We start from the raw sequence: 20,980 nt of genomic DNA, 5'->3' as shown, positions 1-20,980 counted from the left end.
AAGCCAAATCAGCTCATTATCCATGCACATTTTGCCCAGTTTCTGACCAAATTATGCCCAAATCAACCAACCTCTTTGCAGAAAGTCACTTTTTCTGAAATATTCAAATACTATTATTTTGAATTAGTAAATTTAAAATATGAATTTTTTTTCACTCGATTTCAGCCCATTTTAGTGGGTGTTTACCTTAGGGTTTCCTTGTGCTTTCCTTGTTTTCCCATTGTGCTTTAATTGTTCGGAACCTCGCATAAAACGCATAAAGCGAATATTGCGCAAAAAGATACATAAAACGAAGAAAACGAATATCACGAAAAATGTGCAATAAACGCATATTGCGAATAAAACGCACATTCATTTTTTTATCCCTAAAGGATTCACCAAATTAGTTCAAAGCCGAAGCAAAGCACCCAAAATGGAGGGTGCTGCCAGGCCAAAAAAATACGATGATCATTGAGCGAAAAACGACCCAAAATCGCAAAATTTCGCCCAAAGTTCAATGCCCAAAATACGCCCAATTTTTTTAAATAGACCCCCAACTGTTCGACATTTGAAATGTCGAACTCCTGATAAAAGGGATTTGTAATCCGACTTTCGATAACGAGCGAAAATACTGCAAGCAGGGATTAACCGATTTCACGGATTTTTTTCAATAGAACCAAATAGACCGAAGTTTGGAGGGAGGTTCCAAGATTCCCATCACGACCTAATCATTCGGCATCTTACTTCCATTACATAGCCAAGTGTATGTTGAAGGGCTTGGCTGGCTCTCGATACATCGTAAGAAAAGCTATAGTACAGCCCAATGTACTCGCATTGTGACCGCCTCTTGATTGGGTTGAAACTCCTTGAACAGATTCATTTGCTTGGTATAATTAGCAATAAACATCCTGGTCATCTCTTGTAAGGAGGAAATTTCTTCATCAGTTGAGCCAGAGCCGATATGCTTAAGAATTATACGTTGACAGTCTTGATAGCGCTAAATCTGGACAGCCTGAGAAGTCCTCTTTGTTTTTACAACTCTAATGCGCAGCGTTTGACCCTATTAGTGCGGTCAAACTAACTAAAAAATGAAATGTCTTGCTGTAAATCAATCCCTATTTTTTGAAAGACTCAGAAGTGGACAAGCCAGGAGCGAACTTCAATATGATCAACTTGAAAAATGGTCTATACTTTATCCATATAAATGATGGCATTACAGTATTAAGCGTACATTGAAGAAGGAATGGTAAGTTTATCCAGCCAACCCTTAATTAATACACAAAGGCAGCCTCGATATCTGAGGCTGTTTTTTTATGCTAAGCTTATTCTAATCCTACAATTGTACATTATTTTTTCTTTCACACTGAAAATTAACAATTCCTGAGTCTGTTATTTTGGCTTTGTGTTTGTACATTTCATATTAGTCTGTTAGAGATATACATACTAATTGCATAGAAATCAATGTTGAACCTAAAAGTCTAAATCATGGTAAAAGATCACGGACCAAGCATAAAAAATGATAAGCAATACGAAGCTCTTCGAGATAAAGGCATGAGCAAAACAAAGGCTGCACGGATCGCAAATACTCCTGACTCTGGGGTAAAAGGAGGGAAGGCGGAGGATTATGAGGAAAGAACAAAAGATGAACTTTACCAGCAAGCAAAAAAAGTAGGGATTGAAGGTCGATCAAAAATGAATAAAGAAGAGCTTATCAAGGCTTTACGAAACTCCTAAACTGAAAAACATAATTCTGAATGAAATAAGAATGGCGCCATTCAGCGCCATTCTTATTTTAAAAACTATTTAAAACAATTCTTATTTCTTCTTAGCTCCAGCTCCAGGCAAACCCTTTTTCTTTTGCTCTTCTCCAGCTCTCATCGCATCTTCTAGTCTTTGCTGGAATTTTGATTTCTTCTTATTAGCATTCTTCTTTTTGTTTTCTTCAAGGATCTGCTTGATTTTATCATCATTTACAAATCTTCTGATTACTGCTTGCTGTCCAAAAGTCACCAAGTTCGAAACAAAATAGTAAAAGCTAAGTCCGGCAGGGAAGCTATTCAAAACCACCATAAACACCACTGGCATTGCATAACCCAAAGATTTCATTGGGCCGGTTACCGAACTCACTTGATTGTTGGACCAAGTATAAAGTATGGTAGAGGCTGTCATCAAAAGCGTAAAAGCACTTACGTGAGAGCCATAGAATGGAATGGTAAATGGCAACCTGAAGAACACATCATAGGTCGATAAATCATGTGCCCAAAGGAAACTTTCTTGTCTTAATTCGATGGAATTTGGAAAGAAAAAGAATAGCGCAAATAGAATTGGCATTTGCAGCACAACAGGAATACAACCACTCAGCGGATTGACACCAACTTTGCGATAGAGCTGCATTTGCTCCGTCTGCATTTTGGTCATATCGCCACCCACTTTTTCTTTTAGCTCATCAAGTTCCGGCTTCAATACTTTCATTTTGGCCATACTGATGTATGACTTATATGAAAGTGGTAATAGCGCCATTTTAATCAATAGCACTAAAATGATAATGATAACGCCATAATTACTGATATACTGCTCAAGGAAGTAGAAAATATTAATAACAATCCACTTATTTACCCAGCTCACAAATATGTATCCGAGATACACATTTTCCTCGAAGCCAGTAGTGACTTGCTTCATTACCTTATAGCTGTTTGGCCCAAAGTAAAAAGCTAGATTTTCATCTTGCAGATTGCTAATTGGTAAGTCCAATTGAAACTCACCACTTTTGATGATCTGGTCATTTTCATCATCACTTGATGCGCGTACTAGACCATTTTTAAAGCCTTTATCAGAGATAATTGCGGCTGTAAAGAAGCGATATTTATTCCCAGCCCAAAGAATGTCTTGAGTCTCCGTTTCTTCCTCTATTTCATTTGTCGGAGCCAATTCTTCGAAACTTTTGTCCGCAGTGAAGTACGTAATACCGGAACGCTGACGAGATTGCGCTAAATCTTCTTCGACGCGAAGCATATCGTGTTTCCAGGTAATTGCCAAGTTCTCACCGGCCAATTCGCTTTGCATTCCCTGCAATTGAATATTGTAATTAACAACAAAGCCTGAAGGGGCGAGGGTATAGATTTGGCGAATCGATTTGCCGGCACCTGCATTTGCAGTAAGAATTAAGCGGGTGGTATCGCCACCTATTTTTGATTGACTCTCTACATCAAAATACAACTCACGAATATCCAAAGCACCTGCTCTAAGCGGGAGGGATAAGGCAAAGTCATTGTTTTCTGCATTGATTAGATGCAAAGGAGCTTTGTCATAAGTAAGGTATTCTTTTAAAAGAACATCCTTAATTTCACCGCCCTTGCTACTGATTATTACGCTGATGTCTTCGTTTTCTAAAGTAATATCTCTTGCAGATCCATTCATTGCAAGCGATAAAGCACCGTATTTTTGTCCGGCTAAAGCTTGGCGAAGCGAATCATCTTCAATAAGATTTTCAGTGGTCGAAGACGTAATATCACTAGGTTGATTCTGCGTTTGCTGTGTGTTTTCTACTAGATCAGCTTCAGGAGCGACAGGTGCCTCTGGAGCGAAATAAGTAACATACACTAAAAGCAAAATAGAGATAAGAACTATCCCAATAAACTGATTTCTATCCATGTTTGATTAATTAAGCGGTTACCTCCCGCTGTTTTTCAATTGCAGCTTTTATAAACTTCACAAATAAAGGATGAGGATTGAGCACAGTACTTTTTAGCTCAGGGTGAAATTGTGTTCCCAAAAACCAAGGATGATTTTTTACCTCAACAATTTCTACCAAACCCGTCTCTGGATTTTTTCCTGTAGCTAACATTCCGGCATTCTCCATTTCTGCTAGGTACTTATTATTAAACTCAAAACGATGACGGTGTCTTTCGGAAATCATGGTGTCGCCATATGCTGCATAAGCTTTAGAGCTTTTTTTCAATTTGCAATCATATGCTCCCAAACGCATCGTTCCACCTTTATCTACAATAGATTTTTGATCTTCCATCATATCAATTATTGGTTCGGATGTATGTGGGTTTACTTCCGTAGAAGCAGCATTTTTTAGTCCCATTACATTCCTTGCAAATTCGATTACCGCACATTGCATTCCTAAACAGATGCCAAAGAACGGTATTTTATTTTCACGGGCATATTGGATTGCCAAAATTTTTCCTTCAATTCCTCGCTCACCAAAACCCGGAGCTACCAAAATACCATCCAATTGACTTAAATAGTTGTTGATATTATCAGGCTCAATCTCTTCCGATGAAATAAATTGCACATCTACCATGCATTCATTTACCGCACCTGCGTGGATAAATGACTCTATAATGGATTTGTAAGCATCGGGAAGGGAAACGTATTTGCCAATCAGGCCAATCTTAACTGATTCTGTAGGGTTTTTTAATCTGCCCAAAAATTCTTTCCATTGCGTAATATCTGGAGGGCTGGTATTCTTAATCTTTAGTTTGGTAAGTACTCGTTGATCAAGCTTTTCTTTAGCCATCAAAAGTGGAACATCATAAATAGTCTCTGCATCCAAAGCCTCAATTACTGAGTTCAACTCTACGTTACAGAAAAGCGCAATTTTCCTTCTGATATCACTTGGAAGTGGTTTTTCTGAACGACATACTAATATGTCTGGCTGGATTCCTTCTTCCAGCAATTGCTTTACAGAGTGCTGTGTTGGTTTAGTTTTAAGTTCTTTAGCCGCTTTCAAATAAGGTACTAGGGTAAGGTGTATTACCAAAGTGTTGTTGGGACCCATGTCATATTTGAACTGCCTTACAGCTTCTATAAATGGCAGAGATTCTATATCGCCTACGCAACCGCCTATTTCTGTGATGATTATATCATATTCATCATTTTCTGCAAGCTTAATGAAATTAGCTTTGATCTCATCAGTGATATGAGGAACTACCTGTACAGTTTTGCCCAAAAACTCACCTCTGCGCTCTTTGCTTATAACATCATAATATATACGTCCAGTGGTTACATTATTTGCTTGGGAGGTAGATGTATTCAAAAAACGCTCGTAATGTCCTAAATCCAAATCCGTTTCGGCGCCATCGTCGGTTACATAGCATTCGCCATGTTCATAGGGATTCAGGGTGCCCGGATCTACGTTGATATAAGGGTCGAATTTTTGGATGGTAACTCTTAGACCTCTTGCTTGTAGCAATTTGGCTAATGATGCAGCGATAATTCCTTTTCCTAAAGAGGACGTCACACCGCCAGTGACGAAAATGTATTTTGTGGAAGCCATAAGTTAATTTTGGTGGGCTGTACTTATGGGATTCAAAGTTACAAAAATGCCCTCAAAGTATTTAGATTCCTTTGGAAATAAAGCAAATTAACTTTTATCCTGCTCTAGGTCAGTATGCAAAAATGGGCAGAATTTGGAAATAATGGAAGTAATTTGGGTGAGGCTGAGTTTTAGTATAATTTTGAAAGATTAATTGACCCATGACAGAAAGTAAAACTAAGCAAAAGCCCATTTTGCCTGCCGATCTCAAAAAGCATCTTTTGCGGGAGGATATATTTAGCCTGGTTGCTGACTGCGCCAAAAACCTCAATTTACCTGCTTTCCTTATCGGTGGATACGTCCGTGATTTGCTATTGGGGAGAGTTTCTAAGGATATAGACTTTATGTGTATTGGCAGCGGTTTGGAATTGGCCAAAGCGGTTGCCGATAAATTGGGTAAGGATTCCGAAGTAATATATTTTAAAAATTTCGGTACTGCCATGATCAAATGGCGTGGCTATGAATTGGAGTTTGTAGGTGCCAGAAGGGAAAGTTATCGCAGCGATAGCCGTAAACCATTGGTCGAAGATGGTACTTTAGAGGATGATCAAAATCGCCGAGATTTTAGCATCAATGCGATGGCTCTTTCTTTGACCGAGAACTTTGGTGAGCTAATAGATCCTTTTGATGGTTTGAAGGACTTGAAGCGAAAAATCATCCGAACGCCATTAGCTCCTGATATTACCTTCTCGGATGATCCGCTACGAATGATGCGAGCGATTCGCTTTGCGAGCCAACTCAATTTTGATATTGAGCCTACGACCTTCGAGGGGATCAGTAATAATGCGGAACGGATCAAGATTGTGTCGATGGAAAGGGTTTCTGATGAGATGAATAAAATCATTCTTAGCACAACACCTTCTTACGGATTCAAACTATTATATATCTCAGGTTTGCTTAAGTATATATTTCCTGAGTTGGTGGAGTTACAAGGTGTGGAAACTATCCAAGATAAATCTCATAAGGATAATTTCTACCATACACTGCAAGTGCTCGACAATGTAGCTGAAAGGAGTGATGACTTATGGCTTCGCTGGGCTGCCATATTACATGATATAGCAAAGCCAGCTACTAAGCGGTTTCACGCCAAGCAAGGTTGGACATTCCATGGTCATGAAGATAAGGGAGCGAGGATGGTTCCGGGAATTTTCCGTCGCATGAAATTGCCGATGAATGAGAAAATGAAATTCGTCCAAAACTTAGTGAGGTTGCATTTAAGGCCGATTCCTTTAGTAAAAGAGCATGTAACAGACTCTGCTATTAGGAGGTTGATGTTTGATGCGGGTGAAGATTTAGAGGCATTGATGATTCTTTGCAGAGCAGATGTCACTTCAAAAAATTCCACTAAAGTGAAGCGATTCCTTAAAAACTTCGATATTGTGGAACAAAAAATGCAAGAGGTGGAAGCGAAAGACAGTGTTCGTAACTTTCAACCTCCTGTGAGTGGAGAGGAAATTATGGAATTATATCAACTAAAACCCTCCCGCATTATTGGCGACCTGAAAGAAGAAATAAAAGAAGCTATCTTGGATGGAAAAATTAGCAATAACAGAGAAGAGGCTTTGGATCTATTAAAAATATTGGCCGAGAAAAAAGGCTTAATTTTACAAAACTGAATTTTAACTACTATCAAATGAAAAAGAATGTTGTGTTCATGATCCTATTACTAATGATTAGCACTCCGATGCTTAGTGTAGGACAAACCAATGTAAAGGAAACGCCTGAATATCAAAGACAATTGAATGTCTATAATTTAGCTAAACGCTATAATGATGTAACGGCAATTCGAAATTCCATTTACCAAATCATTGCAATCAATCCAGATGAAAAGGCTTGGTTGGATACTCTCGCGTTGTTCTATTTTGAGTATGAACAATATGGTGCTGCAGCTTTGGTAACTAATGATGCTATTACTATTGATCCAGATAATCTTCTGGCACTTGAAGTAAATGCAATTTCTATGGAGAATATAGGATTGAAAGAAAATGCTGTAAATCGATATCAGTCTCTTTACATAAAGGAACCCTCATTAACTTTACTCTACAAAATTGCTTTCTTACAGTATGAACTAGAAAGGCTTACTGAGTGTGAAACAATTATTAATCAGGTAATGGACGACCAACAATCTATAGTAGAAAAGGTAAATTTCCAAGGTGAGGGAGAAGAAGTGATAGAAGTGACGATGAATACTGCCGTGAAAAACTTACTTGGTTTGGTAAGGCTTCAGCAAGGGAAAACTGAGGAAGCCATTAAGATATTTGAAGAGATTCTTTATGAACATCCAACCTTTGCTTTGGTAAAACAGAATCTTGCGACAGCAAAAGGAAATTAAAGAATTTGAATAATTGACACTATTAAAATAGCGGGTTTTTCCCGCTTTTTTAATTTATAACCAGTTTGAGATTTTCCATTTTTGTAGTTCAATGTTGGGATGGCTGTTTGCGGGTGGGAGGACAAAAAGGCGGGCGGGCGCTTGCCTTGCGTGTGGAAGCTTCTTTTTGTCTAGACTTTTTTGTTTCTTTTTGTGGCAATGACAAAAAGAAAAGAGAAAACTTCCAAATGTTGTTGAAATCCAATGACTTGAATACATTCATAAACAACTCTTTGTATTGAAAAAGAATGCGATTCATAATAACGAACTTATTAGCTAAACTCTTCCTTTCCTTTCTTTTGTCCTAACACAAAAGAAACAAAAAGTCAAGCCTGCCTGACGGCAGTCAGGGCTGAGGATCTTTTCCCTAAAATATGTTCCATAAATAGGCGACCCAAAGAAACTCGCTGCGCTCAAACAGTCTTTGGCTCAAGAAAGCCTATTTATTCCACCTATTTCTTAACGGGAAAATCTCCTAGGCCGAAGTTGGAAGAAGAAAGAGAAAAAGAAAACCAAGGAGGAACGGCTGTTTGTGGGTGGGAGGACAAAAAGGCGGGCGGGCGCTTGCCTTACGTGTGGAAGCTTCTTTTTGTCTAGACTTTTTTGTTTCTTTTTGTGGCAATGACAAAAAGAAAAAAGAAAACTTCCAAATAACATTAAATTTCAATTGCTTAACAAAATTTATAAGCAACTCTTTGTATTGAAAAAGTATGCGATCGTAATAGCAAACTTGATAGCTAAACTCTTCCTTTCTTTTGACTCAAAATAAGCAAAAACCCAAGGCTGCTTGAGCAGTCAAGGCTGAGGATCTTTTCCCTAAAATATGTTCTATAAATAGGCGACCCAAAGAAAATGCTGCGCTCAAACAGTCTTTGGCTCAAGAAAGCCTATTTATTCCACCTATTTCTTAACGGGAAAATCTCCTAGGTCAATCCGAAATTATAGAAAAATACCCAATTTTTAATTTATAACCAGTTTGAGTTTTTCAGACTTAATACGTGCTTTGAGCCAGTTTTCCATTCTTGTAATCTCGGCGCGAGAAGGGCGGGAGGTAAAGCTCGCAAAAGCCAAATAAGTAGTATCAGGCTGATTTGTTACGAAATTGGTGATGATGGTGCTATTAATCGCAAACTCTTTCACGTTGCTGTGCTGCGCTTTCAATTCATTGCTAATATCAGTCAGCGGCAATTGCATTTGTTTCATAGTAATGATCTCTCTTTGCAGAATTTGGATTTGTTCATCCTTGGTAGCAAGTAAGGCCTCATTCTTTTTGTACAAATCTTCAATAATACCCGATCGCAAGTTCATATTCATCCGCTCTACTGTCGCAATATCCAATGGGTCACCTGATTCGTAGCCTTGAAAAACTTTGAGCTCAACATCCTTTAACTTATAGTCCTCCATTTTACTTTTGGCATTAGAGATTAGGACATCTTCTACCTTTTCACCAAAAAAGGAAACTTCGATGATTTTAGGATTACTCTTGAAGTCGTAGCTTTTTGATATGATCCTCGATTTTTCAAATGTGAGTTCTTGATCCAGAAAAGCCGAAGCATTGCGCTCAAATATACTTTGCTGCACTACTTGTAGACCTAAATATACACTTGGAATAACAGTGAGAATTACAAAAGCGATTATGTAGGATTTCACACGCTTTTCTCTTTGCTGATCCATGAACTGCTTTTTGGGATATTTCAGAAAGCGGACAATCAGAAAAGTAGAAAGACTTATAAAAACTGAATTGATAAAGAACAGATAAAAAGCTCCTAAGAAGTAATACAAATTGCCTGTGGCGATGCCATAGCCTGCTGTACACAAGGGAGGCATCAGCGCAGTAGCAATAGCCACTCCAGGTATGGCATTACTTTTTTCTTTGCTTGAGCCAGCTACTATTCCGGCAAAACCACCAAATAACGCAATAAATACATCATAAATGGTAGGCGTAGTACGAGCGAGTAATTCGGATTGTGCGTCGCTAAGTGGGCTAATCAGGAAATAGGTAGCGGATGTGATTACACTAATGACAATCGCTACAGCCAGGTTTTTGAGTGACTTTTTAATTAGCTCAAAGTCATTGATGCCTACACCCATTCCCACGCCGATGATTGGACCCATTAGCGGCGATATAAGCATAGCGCCTATGATTACGGCTGTGGAATTAACATTAAGACCTACAGAAGCGACAAATATGGCAAATATCAGAATCCAAAGATTGGTGCCTTTGAATTCCACATTTTTTCTAATGTAATCTATCGTTTGTATTTCATCTGCCTTGTCCATACTTAGGTCGAAGCGATCTCTCAAAAACCGAATCGGACCAAAGAGGTAAGAATACCTGCGCAACTTCATCTTCATGCTTTAAAATTATAAAATTCCCTCAATTCTATTTCAGACAAATATTTTTTAGCAGATAAATTATTGACATTCAGAATTGTGAGAAAAAATATAAAAAATCTCTAGTGAAAGGCTTGCAGGGATAAAAGTAAAGGCATACTTTTGCATCACTTTCAACGAAAAATAAGGCTTTCGAGCTTTTTCGGAGAAATAAGGAGTGGTAGTTCAGTTGGTTAGAATGCCTGCCTGTCACGCAGGAGGTCGCGGGTTCGAGTCCCGTCCATTCCGCTTGTCAAAGTAAATTAAGCCTGTAAATTAATGTTTACGGGCTTTTTTTATGTCTTTGTGGTAGACAGAAGCATTGCGACGTCTATTATTGAAAAGCGCAAAAGACCTCCCGCTTTTTCCTTCCTAAGAATTATTTGGCTGATAAACTTTTCAATTTCTCATTCTGTTGTAAATTAGCTGATTGCCAAGAAGAGATTGTTCCACTAATTACTCTTCATGGACAAGCTAAACTGAAAATCTTTATTTATGGAGCTATACGCAAAGGCATTAACCTACGCAATTCCATTTTTCCTTATTTTGATTATCGCCGAAGAAATCGCTGCGCGCAAAATGGGCAAAAAAGTAAATGTAGGAATGGACACCATTTCAAGTTTGAGTTCGGGTATGACGAACACGCTTAAGAACCTGATGGGACTTTCTATTATCATCATTAGTTATGAGTGGATGGTGGGCAAAATTGCCATTTTTGAAATAGAATCAAGTATTTGGCTCTATGTGGCTGCATTTATCGGAATCGATTTTGCAGGCTATTGGGGACATCGCTTTGAGCATGAAATCAATGTGTTTTGGAACAGGCATATAGTGCATCATAGTAGCGAAGAGTTTAATCTATCTTGCGCATTGCGTCAATCCATCTCGGCTATTGTGAGCGTTTTCTTTTTTCTATATATTCCAATGGCACTTATCGGTATTCCAGCCGAAATCATCGCTGTAATCGCTCCAATTCATCTTTTTGCACAGTTTTGGTATCATACAAGACTTATCAATCGGATGGGATTTTTAGAGCATATCCTTGTGACTCCATCACATCATAGAGTGCATCATGCTATCAATGATATTTATTTAGATCGAAATTATTCTCAAATCTTTATCATTTGGGATAAGCTTTTTGGCACTTTTCAAGAGGAGTTGCCTGAAGTTCCGCCCGTGTATGGAACCAAACGTCCAGCGAATACTTGGAATCCCATCATTATCAATTATATGCACTTTTGGGCATTGGTAAAAGATGCTTGGTACACCCGAAATATTTGGGATAAAATTAGGATTTGGTTTATGCCAACAGGTTGGCGGCCGGATGATGTAAAAGATAGAATTACTTATGAAGTGATCACCGACCCATATAAGCAAGTGAAATACGACTCAAAGCCTTCTGAGAAATTACGCACATGGGCTTGGGTGCAATTGGTAGTGCATTTCTTATTGGTCTTTCATGTGCTTACAAGTTTTGCTAGCATCGAATACAATCATATTTTGCTCTATGCCGGTTTTATGATGGTCTCCATTTTCTCATTTACCACCTTGATGGACAAGCATCCGATGGCAGCAGGAGCAGAGTTGGTGAAAGTAATTGCCGGGTTGGCTATATACTTTTACTTAGGTGGATGGTTTAATCTTGCAGAAATATTGCCGGGTGGTGATTTGCTGATCATATTCTATTTTGGATTTTCATTGGTGGCGAGTGTTTATTTTACAAGTGTAGAAAAAACAGTGACCAGCACTCAAACCCAGAAAGTAAAAGTAAAGCAAGGAGCTTAGCATAAGAGAATAGGCGGGAGGATTTGTGAATGAGTTATTTATAAATTCTAAACCAATTTTTGGCTTTGGATTTTAGCCAAAGATCGTAATTAGCTAGCTTCCCATTTCAAATTCAACTCTATCATTTATCTGATTAGAGCATAGCATCGCAAGTTTATTGATGTATTTTTGTACCTTAAACGTTGAAACATGGTATTAGACTTCGAAAAACCCATAGCCGCATTAGAAAACAAATTAGAGGAAATGAAAAGCCTTGCAAAAGAAAGCGGCGTGGATGTATCCAAAGATATTGCATCTCTGGAAGTTAAGATCCAGAATTTGAAAAAGGAAACCTTTCAGAACCTAACAAGATGGCAGCGAGTGCAGCTTTCTCGCCATCCGGAGCGACCTTACACGCTTGATTATATTTATGATATTACCGATGATTTTATCGAACTACATGGCGATCGTCAAGTAAAAGACGACAAAGCAATGGTAGGCGGCTTCGGTACTTTAGATGGCCGTTCGGTCATGTTTATCGGACAGCAAAAGGGCCGCAATACCAAACAAAGACAGCAGCGTAATTTCGGTATGGCCAATCCAGAAGGCTATCGCAAAGCACTTCGTTTGATGAAAATGGCCGAGAAATTTAATAAGCCTATAGTTACATTTATAGATACTCCAGGTGCTTTTCCTGGTTTGGAAGCCGAGGAGCGTGGACAAGGTGAAGCAATTGCCAGAAATTTACGTGAAATGTTCAAATTGACCGTTCCGGTGATTTGTATCATTATTGGAGAAGGAGCTTCTGGTGGAGCTTTAGGCATTGCCATTGGCGATAAAGTACTAATGCTTGAGAATACCTGGTATTCGGTGATTTCTCCGGAATCATGCTCTTCCATCCTTTGGAGAAGCTGGGATTATAAGGAGCAAGCCGCAGAAGCATTGAAACTGACTGCTCCAGATATGATCGAAAATAAATTGATCGACGGCATTATTCCTGAACCACTTGGTGGCGCACATAGAGACAAACAATGGATGTCCAACAAAGTGAAGGAAGTGATCCTAGAGCAATTGAAAGAATTGGATAAACTAAGTCCTCAAAAACGAATCGAGCAGCGGATCGAGAAGTTTTGCGCGATGGGAGTTTATCAATAGGAGATAAGGAAACTAAATTTTAAAGGGCTTTTGAAGCCCTTTTTTTATTATTTAGCAGTCGTAGCAATTTCGATTCTCCAGCTTCCATCGTTTTTATAAGATTCTGGTTTTTAGGATATTGATATAATATTCACACCAAGTAGAGACAGGGCATGCCCTGTCTCTACATTAGTTCTCACCAATTGAGAGAATAACCGAGTTCCCATAGCCATCTCCTCAATATTAAGGTTTCATCATTTTATTCAGCGTTTCATAAAACGCTGCATTTTCCAGATATATCATCAAAGGAAAAGACCTAAATCAGACTAAGATATTTTCTGCTTGAACCATTTTGGTAAGTTTATTTTGCATGGCAGAAGTGTAGGATATTTTCTTAGAATGCCCTATGTTTATAAGCAAAGAAAGAAAAAAAAGTAACTATACAGCCTCTGATAAATGGGAAATAGATGAAACTGTTTCTTGTATGTCTCTATTTGGAAGTATATGCAAAGTTAGTTACAAGTTGGGAGCAATATTACCACAACAAAGTACAGTGGTATTATCAATAATTTCAAAATCGAATCGTTACACAATTATTATTTATAACTTTAAAAAATGAATCGTAGAAGCTTCTTAAAAGCCACTACCATGGGAGCAACAGCACTTTCCTTTCCGTTGCCTTTGCTTCAAGCACAATCCGCAAACTCTAATTCCATAGTTAGGAAACTCTTCATTTATGGTGGTGATTTCGACAGAGGTTTTATAAAATACGTTGCTGCCTTAACAGAAAAAGAATATCCAAGAATTTGCTTCCTACCAACAGCAACCGGTGATGCTTCAGGATACGTCATGCGTTGGTTTGAAAACTGTGCGGACCTTCCTATAAGACCTTTTGTCCAAAGGTCATTTATCTCATCTTACAATCAGAAGGCTTCCTTCGAAGATGTTTTTACCAGTATGGATGCTATTCTTGTAGGTGGAGGAAATACGCTAAATATGATGGCAATCTGGAAGGCACAAGGTATGGATATAGCTCTGCGCAAAGCTTATGAAAAAGGAGTCGTATTGGGTGGAGGAAGTGCTGGTTCTCTTTGTTGGTTTGACCATGGAACGACAGATTCCCGACCAGGTGAATTAAGTACTGTGGAAGGATTAGGTTTTATTAGCGGTAGTCATTGTCCACACTACGACTCAGAAGGAGATAGAAAACCACTTTATTGGTCAAAAATTAAGAGTGGTGAATACAAACCGGGCTATGCCTGCGATGATAAAGCAGGAATTTACTTTGAGAATGAAGAAGTTAAACAAGCGGTTGCTTTAAATGATAAAAGCAATGCATATTTTGTGGATTTGGTAATAGGAGAAATTGAAGAGACAGTGCTGCCAAAAATTGTATTGCCACCAGCATGGGGATAAATAGTCCCGAGACTTACAAAGTAATAACTGCATTTTAGTTATAAATCTTGTAGACGAAAAAAATACTTCCACCAATCGAGTAGCCTAACCTGAGCCATTTGGCTCAGGTTGAGGCTCTCACAGCACCGTACGTACGGGTCTCGTATACACGGCAGCTCGTAAAGCATAGGAATGCTGCTCTTTACACCAATATGCCCTTTCCGTTACTTTTTCTAAGATAAGGAAGTCTGTGTTACTGCAAACAGCGCAACAGCCAGAAAGCTGGCAGTCATTATTTGGAATATGGTGGTCAATAAAGTTCTAAATGCCAAGCTAGAAGGAACAGCTTTCTAGATCAGAAAAGAACTTAGCGAAGCAATATCACAAATACCATTGAAAATAATGAGTAAAACCCGGATTGGTCAAGCGAATAAGAAAAACAAAACGATAAATTCGGTCTGAAAATGAAGATTTAGCCGAATACTATTGAGACACATTCGTTCCTTCCTCCCGCCATTTAAAAGGTATGCATAGGCAACCGAGACGTTATCTGGCTTACGCGTGAATTGGTGCTTGATTGGTTCTTCTAGGATTAAAATCATATTTTTAAAAATAATTGGAAATTTTCCCACAAAGAGTCGATATAGGAGACCATTGTGTCATTATGGAAAAACCATTATGACTAGAATAAAACCTTCTCAATGAAACTAAGAAAACTTTTACTTACGATAATTCTAATTAGTAACATTGGAATTTTTTCATACGCACAAACGACTAATATTCTTTACTCTGAGACGGTTCAACAAAGAATAAAAAATGTTGAAAATAGCCTTAGCCCATTAGTATCAAACTCAGGAGAATCACTCTGGAATCTTGAAAAGCAAATGCAGAAATACAATGTTTCCGGACTTAGCATTGCCGTTATCAACGATTATCAAATTGAATGGGCCAAAGGATATGGAGAAACTGGTAATAAAGACAAAATAGACATCACCGAGCAAACTGTTTTTCAAGCTGCCTCGATGAGTAAATTTGTAAATGCTGTGGCTTTAATGAAACTTAAGGAATCCGCAGATATCAAGCTAGATGATGATATTAATACACTTTTGAGTAGTTGGCAACTTAACTATGACGAAAAACAACCTATAACATTACGTCAATTATTAAGTCATACTGCAGGTTTATCAACACATGGTTTTGGGGGTTATATAGATTCAAAAAAACTACCAAGCCTAGTTCAAATATTGGAGGGTAATAAACCAGCAAACTCAGATAAAGTAAAGCAAATTCAGCCTGCTAATAAAGAATTTCGGTATTCTGGTGGGGGCACTATGATCTCTCAACTTATTCTCATGGATAAATCAAATTCATCTTATGAGAGTTTTGTGAGTGAGAACGTCTTTATGCCTTTAGAAATGAATCATTCTTTCTATTCGACAGAATTCAACAAATATTCAGACAATTTAGCTTATGGACATTCTCAAAATGGGAAACCCTTGAAGAATAATTATAATATCTACCCTGAATCTGCAGCAGCCGGATTGTGGACAACACCTACAGATTTGGCTAAACTGATTATTGATATTCAATTAAGTTTAAAATCCGAATCTGCAAAGATCCTCTCCAATCAATCAAGCAAAGAATTAATTACACCCGCGTTAGAAAATAGTAATTCTGCTTTAGGACTATTTACCGAAGATGAAAACGGAGAATTGTATTTACAACATTCAGGTTCTAATAGAGGATTTAGAGGGAAGTTCTACTTCAGTGCAGAAAATGGAAATGGTGTCGTCATTATGGTCAATGGCCCAAATACTACGATTATAGAAGAAATAATAAGGAGCGTTGCACGAGTTTATAAATGGGCTGGATTTAAGATGTTTGAAGCCTCATCAACCTTAGCCATTGATGATGTAGACTTAAGTAAATATGTTGGAACTTATGCTTTGGATGATCGAGAAGTTAATGTTACTCTTAAGAAAGAACAGCTAACCTTATCGGAAAAAGGTAAATGGAGTTCTAATTTGACAGCTTTAAACAAATCAACATTTGTAGTCGACATTGTAAAACCGCAAGCCACAATTGAATTTGTTTCCGACAGCAATGGCTCTGTTATTAAATGTATATTAGATCAAGGCGGATTGACTGAATGGACTAAAATTGACTAATTAGCGAACGTACAATATGCAGTATAAACATTGGTTTTTAGGTGGTTATTTAAACGTAGAGTGCTCCGTAAATTATCAAAATACTGAAAATCACTAGTATGAATACTAAAATATTTATTATGCGATTGGTAGCTTTATTAACCTTTGTGCTTTTTCAGGCCAATATAATTAATGGACAGACTTCATTAAGTGAAATTGACCTGAACTCTGGAGAATATAAAGTAGGGTTTCGGCATTATATCACTTCGGATAGTACGAGAACCTACAGCCGGATTTATGATTACAGCAATAAAAAAATTGCAAGACCAATTTCTGTAAGTATATGGTACCCATCCGAACAAAATATAGGAGATAAGAGACCATTGAAGGTTTTGGATTACTTAGAAATCTTGAAACAAGAAGAAGAATGGGAATACCTTCCAAGCGATCAAATATTAAATTGGTTTTATTATTCCAATACGCCTGCCAATCATAACCATCTCAAAGAGCTAACAGAAGCATACCCTGAAATCACGTTTGCTAATGGTAAATTCCCCATCATAATTTATGCACCAAGCTTCCAAGCATCATCCATAGAGAACTTCGGGCTTTGTGAATACTTGGCAAGTCACGGTTACATTGTGATATCAAGTCCCAGTCGAGGAGCAGAAACACGTTGGTTTGGCAATAACAGTACAAAGGAAATAGAGACTCAAGCCAGAGACGTGGAGTTTTTGATCAAAGAGGTTGGAAAATTTCCGATGGCCGATAATAGCAAAATTGCACTTATGGGTTTCAGTTTTGGAGGTTTATCAAACATAATTGTCCAAAATCGTAATGAAAGAATAAAGGCGATTGTCAGTCTCGACGGTACAGAAAGATATCAGTATGCGCTATTAAAGGAATCACCTTTCTTCGATTCTAAGAAAATGAATGTTCCATACCTTCATATGGCTCAGAAAGACATTCCTAAAAAAGTTCTTGAAGAAGACAACATAAATGCTGAACTCAATTCGATATTTAAATTGTATGACAGTCTCACTTATAGTAAAGCCTACAGATTAAAATTCCATGACTTAACACATTCCAATTTCAGTACTTTGGGTGTTTTATTCGCAAATAGGGATGATAGACAAGATAAAAGCGATTCTGAAATAATGGAATCCTACAATTGGGCTTCTACTTATACATTACATTTTTTAAATGCCTTTTTAAAAAATGACGATAGAGCATTAAAATTCATCGATAATAAGCCAACGGATAATGGAGTAAGAAATGGTTTGATAACTCAAAGAACCAAGCAACCCGAAATTGTTGCTTTCACTTTTAAGGACTTTAATGATTTAGCGTCAAACCGGAACTATCAGAACCTTTCTCAATTGTATGATTCGACGGTGCAAAAACATCCTTCATTTAAAATTCCTGAGGGCAATCTAAATACATTGGGTCTTCAACTTGTTTTTAACCCAACTACTTCAGCGCAAGGGATAAATATTTTAGTATTTGCAACAGAACTTTATCCAAATTCAGCCAATCTTTTTGATAGTCTTGGAGAGGGATATCTATTTGTTGAAAATAAAGACAAGGCAATCGAAAGTTTTGAAAAATCGTTGGCATTGAATTCTCAAAATCAAAATGCGATTGATAGACTAAAACAACTGAAAGAATAAATACATGTACTGGTTATGTCAATAATAGCCAATTTAGTAGATGCAAAATCTTGAGCCTTGGCACTACCCATAGATTATTAAGTACCAATGTTGCGAGATAAAAGATTCTCAGGATTTCAGAAAAAGGAAAGATCCAAATCTACTCTTATACCGGAACCATTTTTAAATACATACAAACTTATTGGTTATAATCTTTATTGAAAAACATATTTTACACCAACTAATTATAAAAGAGAAGCAATTTTTTTAATCTCTTTTTCACTAATTTATTATTCATTGGTTCAAATGTGGCTTTAGTTTTTCCATCCTCTTTAATATAAATTACGAAAGGTTGGTTTAGGTTATTTGTAAGATGATAAATAGATAATAGTTCAGCTAAATCTTCATGCCATGAAGCCATTCCATAGAGTGATGCAAATGGGGTTTTCTCGAGGGCATTGTAAATTTCAGGTGCAGATGAAATAGGCTGAACATTACCACTTCTGAAACGTGTTTTTTCCAATATTGGATTAATAAACTTAGCTACTGGAGTATTAGATAAACGCCATACATTTTCAGTAAACGCAGTATGTATAACCAAAGAATCTATTTTTTCTGCTTGAGGGGTTAAGCTTAAAACGGCATCTACCACATGGGTAGCTTCGTGTAGTAAAACATATTGTAAGGCATTTAGCTTTCCTGCATCAATTTGTATTTCTAATGTTGGGTTTGAAGAATTATCGAACACGGATTTTTCCTTCCAAGTTGCCCATTCTGAAATTGTTTCATTCAGAATTCCTGCTCGGAAAGTTATATTAAATTTTTTGATTGAATCCGTCATTTCTAAGGATGAAGTAAGAGCTGTATTAGGCATATTATCCATAAAGCTGATACTATGTAAATGCTCTTTAAGAACTTTTTTATGCAATGGTGGTAATATCGAAAAGGCTTCCTCTACTTTTGCTTGTTCTTCATCAGTCAGCACATGGTTTGATGGCTCCATCCCAGCTTCTATGAACATTTTAAATACACTTTCAGGTGCTTTTAAAATACGTTCTTTGTAATAGGGCTTTTCGTCACTATTAATGGTTTGAGCCGAAAGTTTGCAAAACAATAGAACCAAGATAAGTGTAATAGTAAGTTTTTTGTTTATCATATAAATAGGAGTTGTAATGAGTTCGAGAAAGTTTTTAAGCCTAAAAATGTGTTTAGAAATAAATTATTGATTTTCCGAGTGTAACCGTTTCAAAATAACGGAACGAAGGCGTTCTTCGTTTTGATCTCCCCATTGACCTAGAGCCGAGATAACAGGAATAAGTGTTTTCCCAAAATCAGTTAATGAGTATTCTACTTTTGGCGGAACAACCGGATAAATAACTTTTGAAATCAATTCGTGGCTTTCCAATTCTTTTAGTTGAATAGTTAAAACTCTTCTGGAAGCTTCAGGGATTTTACGTTGTAATTCGCTAGGGCGTTTATAACCTTCATTAATAAACCACAGCAAACGAATTTTCCATTTGCCATATAATACTTCACCAATTAGGTCCAGCCCACATTCGAGGTTTAAAGGAATTTTTCTTTCATACATTTTGCAAAATTAATCCAATGCTCCAAGATGTGCTATAGGGGAATAATTTATCTCTATGCAATTCGATTTTCCGTACTTGTACAAACTGTTTATATAGCGGAATTTTGCCCTTGAATAAAGAAAATATGGAACAGTTTAATTTCAATAATGAGTTGTCAGGAAAAGTAGCACTGGTAACTGGAGGTACAAAAGGAACGGGAAGAGCTATTGCTGAACGACTTCAAAGCGCAGGCGCAACAGTAATCATTGTGGCGAGAAATGCACCTGAAAAACCTACTAAGAACTGGCATTTCATTTCGGCAGATCTGAGTAAAGCCACAGGGACACAAAAAGTAGTTAATGAAGTATTATCCACATATAAGAAATTAGATATACTTATAAATAACCTTGGAGGTTCAGAAACACAGGGTGGAGGTTTTGCTGTTTTGACAGATGAAGATTGGGAATTGGGTATTCAAACCAATTTGCTTGCATCTGTTAGGCTAGACAGAGGCTTTTTACCGCGAATGTTAGAGCAGAGAAGTGGTGTTTTAATTCATATTGCCTCTATCCAAGGCAAATTACCTCTGTATGATTCCACGTTACCTTATGCAGCTGCAAAGGCAGGTTTAATCAATTACAGCAAAAGCCTTTCTAATGAAGTTTCTCCCAAAGGTATCCGTGTGCTGACTGTTTCTCCGGGTTGGATCAAAACTACCTCAGCAATTGCAATGATGGAACGAATTGCTGAGAGCTCTAATATAAGCATTGAACAGGCAACGCAAGATGTTATGGATGCTTTGGGTGGTATACCTTACGGCAGGCCTGCGCAACCGGAAGAAATTGCAGAATTTATTGGTTTTTTAGTTTCACCAAGAGCCAATTATTTGACTGGGACTGAATATGTAATTGATGGAGGAACAATACCAACTATTTAATAATTTAAAACAGAATAATATGAACTTACCGAATGTAATTACAGATCTAGCACAAGCCCAGAATAACTTTGATAGCTTGGCTTACTCAAATTGTTTTTCTGAAACTGCTATCGTTATTGACGAGGGAAAAACGCATAAGGGAAAAGCAGAAATTCAACAATGGATTAAAAAGGCTAATGAGGAATACCAAACCATGATGAAACCTATCGAGTATTCAGCAACAGAAGAAATGTTAAAAGCTGAAGTTTCGGGCAATTTTCCGGGAAGTCCTCTTGTTCTGACTTATCACTTAAAGTTAAAAGATGGACTTATTCAATCATTAAGAATAACAGGTTAAGAA

Annotated in this window: 15 protein-coding genes and 1 tRNA gene; 11 read left to right on the top strand and 5 right to left on the bottom strand. The window is 37.5% G+C overall.

All coding sequences use genetic code 11. The annotated features are described in order from the left end of the window. The first annotated feature begins 1,464 nt into the window (after nucleotides 1-1,464). Nucleotides 1,465-1,713, top strand: a complete 249-nt coding sequence (locus ACOXY8_RS13610; protein WP_458332154.1) for a DUF7218 family protein — start codon at nucleotides 1,465-1,467, stop codon at nucleotides 1,711-1,713. 81 nt (nucleotides 1,714-1,794) lie between these two features. Here the strand turns inward: ACOXY8_RS13610 and yidC are convergent, their stop codons facing one another. Together yidC and ACOXY8_RS13600 are read right to left on the bottom strand one after the other, a co-directional pair. Next, nucleotides 1,795-3,630: a membrane protein insertase YidC gene (gene yidC / locus ACOXY8_RS13605; RefSeq protein WP_458332153.1), complete on the bottom strand. Its 1,836-nt coding sequence runs from the start codon at nucleotides 3,628-3,630 to the stop codon at nucleotides 1,795-1,797. A 10-nt stretch (nucleotides 3,631-3,640) separates the two neighbouring features. After that, a complete protein-coding gene (locus tag ACOXY8_RS13600; RefSeq protein ID WP_458332152.1) occupies nucleotides 3,641-5,263 on the bottom strand; it encodes a CTP synthase in 1,623 nt (540 codons plus the stop codon). 200 nt (nucleotides 5,264-5,463) lie between these two features. On the opposite strand from ACOXY8_RS13600, the gene ACOXY8_RS13595 reads away from it, so the two are divergent. After that, complete coding sequence (locus ACOXY8_RS13595; RefSeq protein WP_458332151.1) at nucleotides 5,464-6,918, top strand: CCA tRNA nucleotidyltransferase; 1,455 nt, start codon at nucleotides 5,464-5,466, stop codon at nucleotides 6,916-6,918. Nucleotides 6,919-6,935: 17 nt separating this feature from the next. After that, nucleotides 6,936-7,634 (top strand): tetratricopeptide repeat protein, encoded by a 699-nt coding sequence (locus ACOXY8_RS13590; RefSeq protein ID WP_458332150.1) that lies wholly within the window; start codon nucleotides 6,936-6,938, stop codon nucleotides 7,632-7,634. A gap of 999 nt (nucleotides 7,635-8,633) precedes the next feature. Here the strand turns inward: ACOXY8_RS13590 and ACOXY8_RS13585 are convergent. Then, nucleotides 8,634-10,028 (bottom strand): TIGR00341 family protein, encoded by a 1,395-nt coding sequence (locus ACOXY8_RS13585; protein WP_458332149.1) that lies wholly within the window; start codon nucleotides 10,026-10,028, stop codon nucleotides 8,634-8,636. A 193-nt stretch (nucleotides 10,029-10,221) separates the two neighbouring features. Here ACOXY8_RS13585 and ACOXY8_RS13580 point away from each other — a divergent pair. The 6 genes from ACOXY8_RS13580 (at nucleotide 10,222) to ACOXY8_RS13555 (ending at nucleotide 18,156) form a co-directional block, all read left to right on the top strand. Next, nucleotides 10,222-10,295 (top strand) — tRNA-Asp (locus tag ACOXY8_RS13580). A gap of 246 nt (nucleotides 10,296-10,541) precedes the next feature. After that, nucleotides 10,542-11,831, top strand: coding sequence for a sterol desaturase family protein (locus ACOXY8_RS13575; protein ID WP_458332148.1), 1,290 nt, complete (start codon nucleotides 10,542-10,544; stop codon nucleotides 11,829-11,831). Nucleotides 11,832-12,020: 189 nt separating this feature from the next. After that, complete coding sequence (locus ACOXY8_RS13570; protein WP_458332147.1) at nucleotides 12,021-12,965, top strand: acetyl-CoA carboxylase carboxyltransferase subunit alpha; 945 nt, start codon at nucleotides 12,021-12,023, stop codon at nucleotides 12,963-12,965. 594 nt (nucleotides 12,966-13,559) lie between these two features. Next, complete coding sequence (locus tag ACOXY8_RS13565) at nucleotides 13,560-14,360, top strand: Type 1 glutamine amidotransferase-like domain-containing protein (protein WP_458332146.1); 801 nt, start codon at nucleotides 13,560-13,562, stop codon at nucleotides 14,358-14,360. A gap of 680 nt (nucleotides 14,361-15,040) precedes the next feature. After that, nucleotides 15,041-16,507: a serine hydrolase domain-containing protein gene (locus ACOXY8_RS13560; RefSeq protein WP_458332145.1), complete on the top strand. Its 1,467-nt coding sequence runs from the start codon at nucleotides 15,041-15,043 to the stop codon at nucleotides 16,505-16,507. Nucleotides 16,508-16,605: 98 nt separating this feature from the next. After that, nucleotides 16,606-18,156: a dienelactone hydrolase family protein gene (locus ACOXY8_RS13555; protein WP_458332144.1), complete on the top strand. Its 1,551-nt coding sequence runs from the start codon at nucleotides 16,606-16,608 to the stop codon at nucleotides 18,154-18,156. Between the two features lie 220 nt (nucleotides 18,157-18,376). Here the strand turns inward: ACOXY8_RS13555 and ACOXY8_RS13550 are convergent, their stop codons facing one another. Continuing rightward, nucleotides 18,377-19,291, bottom strand: coding sequence for a hypothetical protein (locus tag ACOXY8_RS13550; protein WP_458332143.1), 915 nt, complete (start codon nucleotides 19,289-19,291; stop codon nucleotides 18,377-18,379). 63 nt (nucleotides 19,292-19,354) lie between these two features. After that, a complete protein-coding gene (locus tag ACOXY8_RS13545) occupies nucleotides 19,355-19,723 on the bottom strand; it encodes a winged helix-turn-helix transcriptional regulator (protein WP_458332142.1) in 369 nt (122 codons plus the stop codon). Between the two features lie 125 nt (nucleotides 19,724-19,848). Between ACOXY8_RS13545 and ACOXY8_RS13540 the strand changes: the two genes are divergently transcribed. Together ACOXY8_RS13540 and ACOXY8_RS13535 are read left to right on the top strand one after the other, a co-directional pair. Beyond that, the gene (locus ACOXY8_RS13540; protein WP_458332141.1) at nucleotides 19,849-20,640 is read left to right on the top strand and encodes an SDR family oxidoreductase; all 792 of its coding nucleotides are present in this window, start codon (nucleotides 19,849-19,851) and stop codon (nucleotides 20,638-20,640) included. A 19-nt stretch (nucleotides 20,641-20,659) separates the two neighbouring features. Then, a complete protein-coding gene (locus tag ACOXY8_RS13535) occupies nucleotides 20,660-20,977 on the top strand; it encodes a nuclear transport factor 2 family protein (protein WP_458332140.1) in 318 nt (105 codons plus the stop codon). The last annotated feature ends 3 nt before the right edge of the window (nucleotides 20,978-20,980 follow it).

Source organism: Peijinzhouia sedimentorum (assembly GCF_049340005.1).
In the GTDB taxonomy this organism is placed as follows: Bacteria; Bacteroidota; Bacteroidia; order Cytophagales; family Cyclobacteriaceae; genus CAXBDP01.
This window is presented reverse-complemented; position numbering and strand designations above follow the sequence as displayed.

What these genes read in the sequence shown, in the direction of transcription:
- ACOXY8_RS13610 (WP_458332154.1), top strand. Translation starts at nt 1,465, where the DNA reads ATGGTAAAAGATCACGGACCAAGCATAAAAAATGATAAGCAATACGAA.
- yidC (WP_458332153.1), bottom strand. Translation starts at nt 3,630, where the DNA reads ATGGATAGAAATCAGTTTATTGGGATAGTTCTTATCTCTATTTTGCTT.
- ACOXY8_RS13600 (WP_458332152.1), bottom strand. Translation starts at nt 5,263, where the DNA reads ATGGCTTCCACAAAATACATTTTCGTCACTGGCGGTGTGACGTCCTCT.
- ACOXY8_RS13595 (WP_458332151.1), top strand. Translation starts at nt 5,464, where the DNA reads ATGACAGAAAGTAAAACTAAGCAAAAGCCCATTTTGCCTGCCGATCTC.
- ACOXY8_RS13590 (WP_458332150.1), top strand. Translation starts at nt 6,936, where the DNA reads ATGAAAAAGAATGTTGTGTTCATGATCCTATTACTAATGATTAGCACT.
- ACOXY8_RS13585 (WP_458332149.1), bottom strand. Translation starts at nt 10,028, where the DNA reads ATGAAGATGAAGTTGCGCAGGTATTCTTACCTCTTTGGTCCGATTCGG.
- ACOXY8_RS13575 (WP_458332148.1), top strand. Translation starts at nt 10,542, where the DNA reads ATGGAGCTATACGCAAAGGCATTAACCTACGCAATTCCATTTTTCCTT.
- ACOXY8_RS13570 (WP_458332147.1), top strand. Translation starts at nt 12,021, where the DNA reads ATGGTATTAGACTTCGAAAAACCCATAGCCGCATTAGAAAACAAATTA.
- ACOXY8_RS13565 (WP_458332146.1), top strand. Translation starts at nt 13,560, where the DNA reads ATGAATCGTAGAAGCTTCTTAAAAGCCACTACCATGGGAGCAACAGCA.
- ACOXY8_RS13560 (WP_458332145.1), top strand. Translation starts at nt 15,041, where the DNA reads ATGAAACTAAGAAAACTTTTACTTACGATAATTCTAATTAGTAACATT.
- ACOXY8_RS13555 (WP_458332144.1), top strand. Translation starts at nt 16,606, where the DNA reads ATGAATACTAAAATATTTATTATGCGATTGGTAGCTTTATTAACCTTT.
- ACOXY8_RS13550 (WP_458332143.1), bottom strand. Translation starts at nt 19,291, where the DNA reads ATGATAAACAAAAAACTTACTATTACACTTATCTTGGTTCTATTGTTT.
- ACOXY8_RS13545 (WP_458332142.1), bottom strand. Translation starts at nt 19,723, where the DNA reads ATGTATGAAAGAAAAATTCCTTTAAACCTCGAATGTGGGCTGGACCTA.
- ACOXY8_RS13540 (WP_458332141.1), top strand. Translation starts at nt 19,849, where the DNA reads ATGGAACAGTTTAATTTCAATAATGAGTTGTCAGGAAAAGTAGCACTG.
- ACOXY8_RS13535 (WP_458332140.1), top strand. Translation starts at nt 20,660, where the DNA reads ATGAACTTACCGAATGTAATTACAGATCTAGCACAAGCCCAGAATAAC.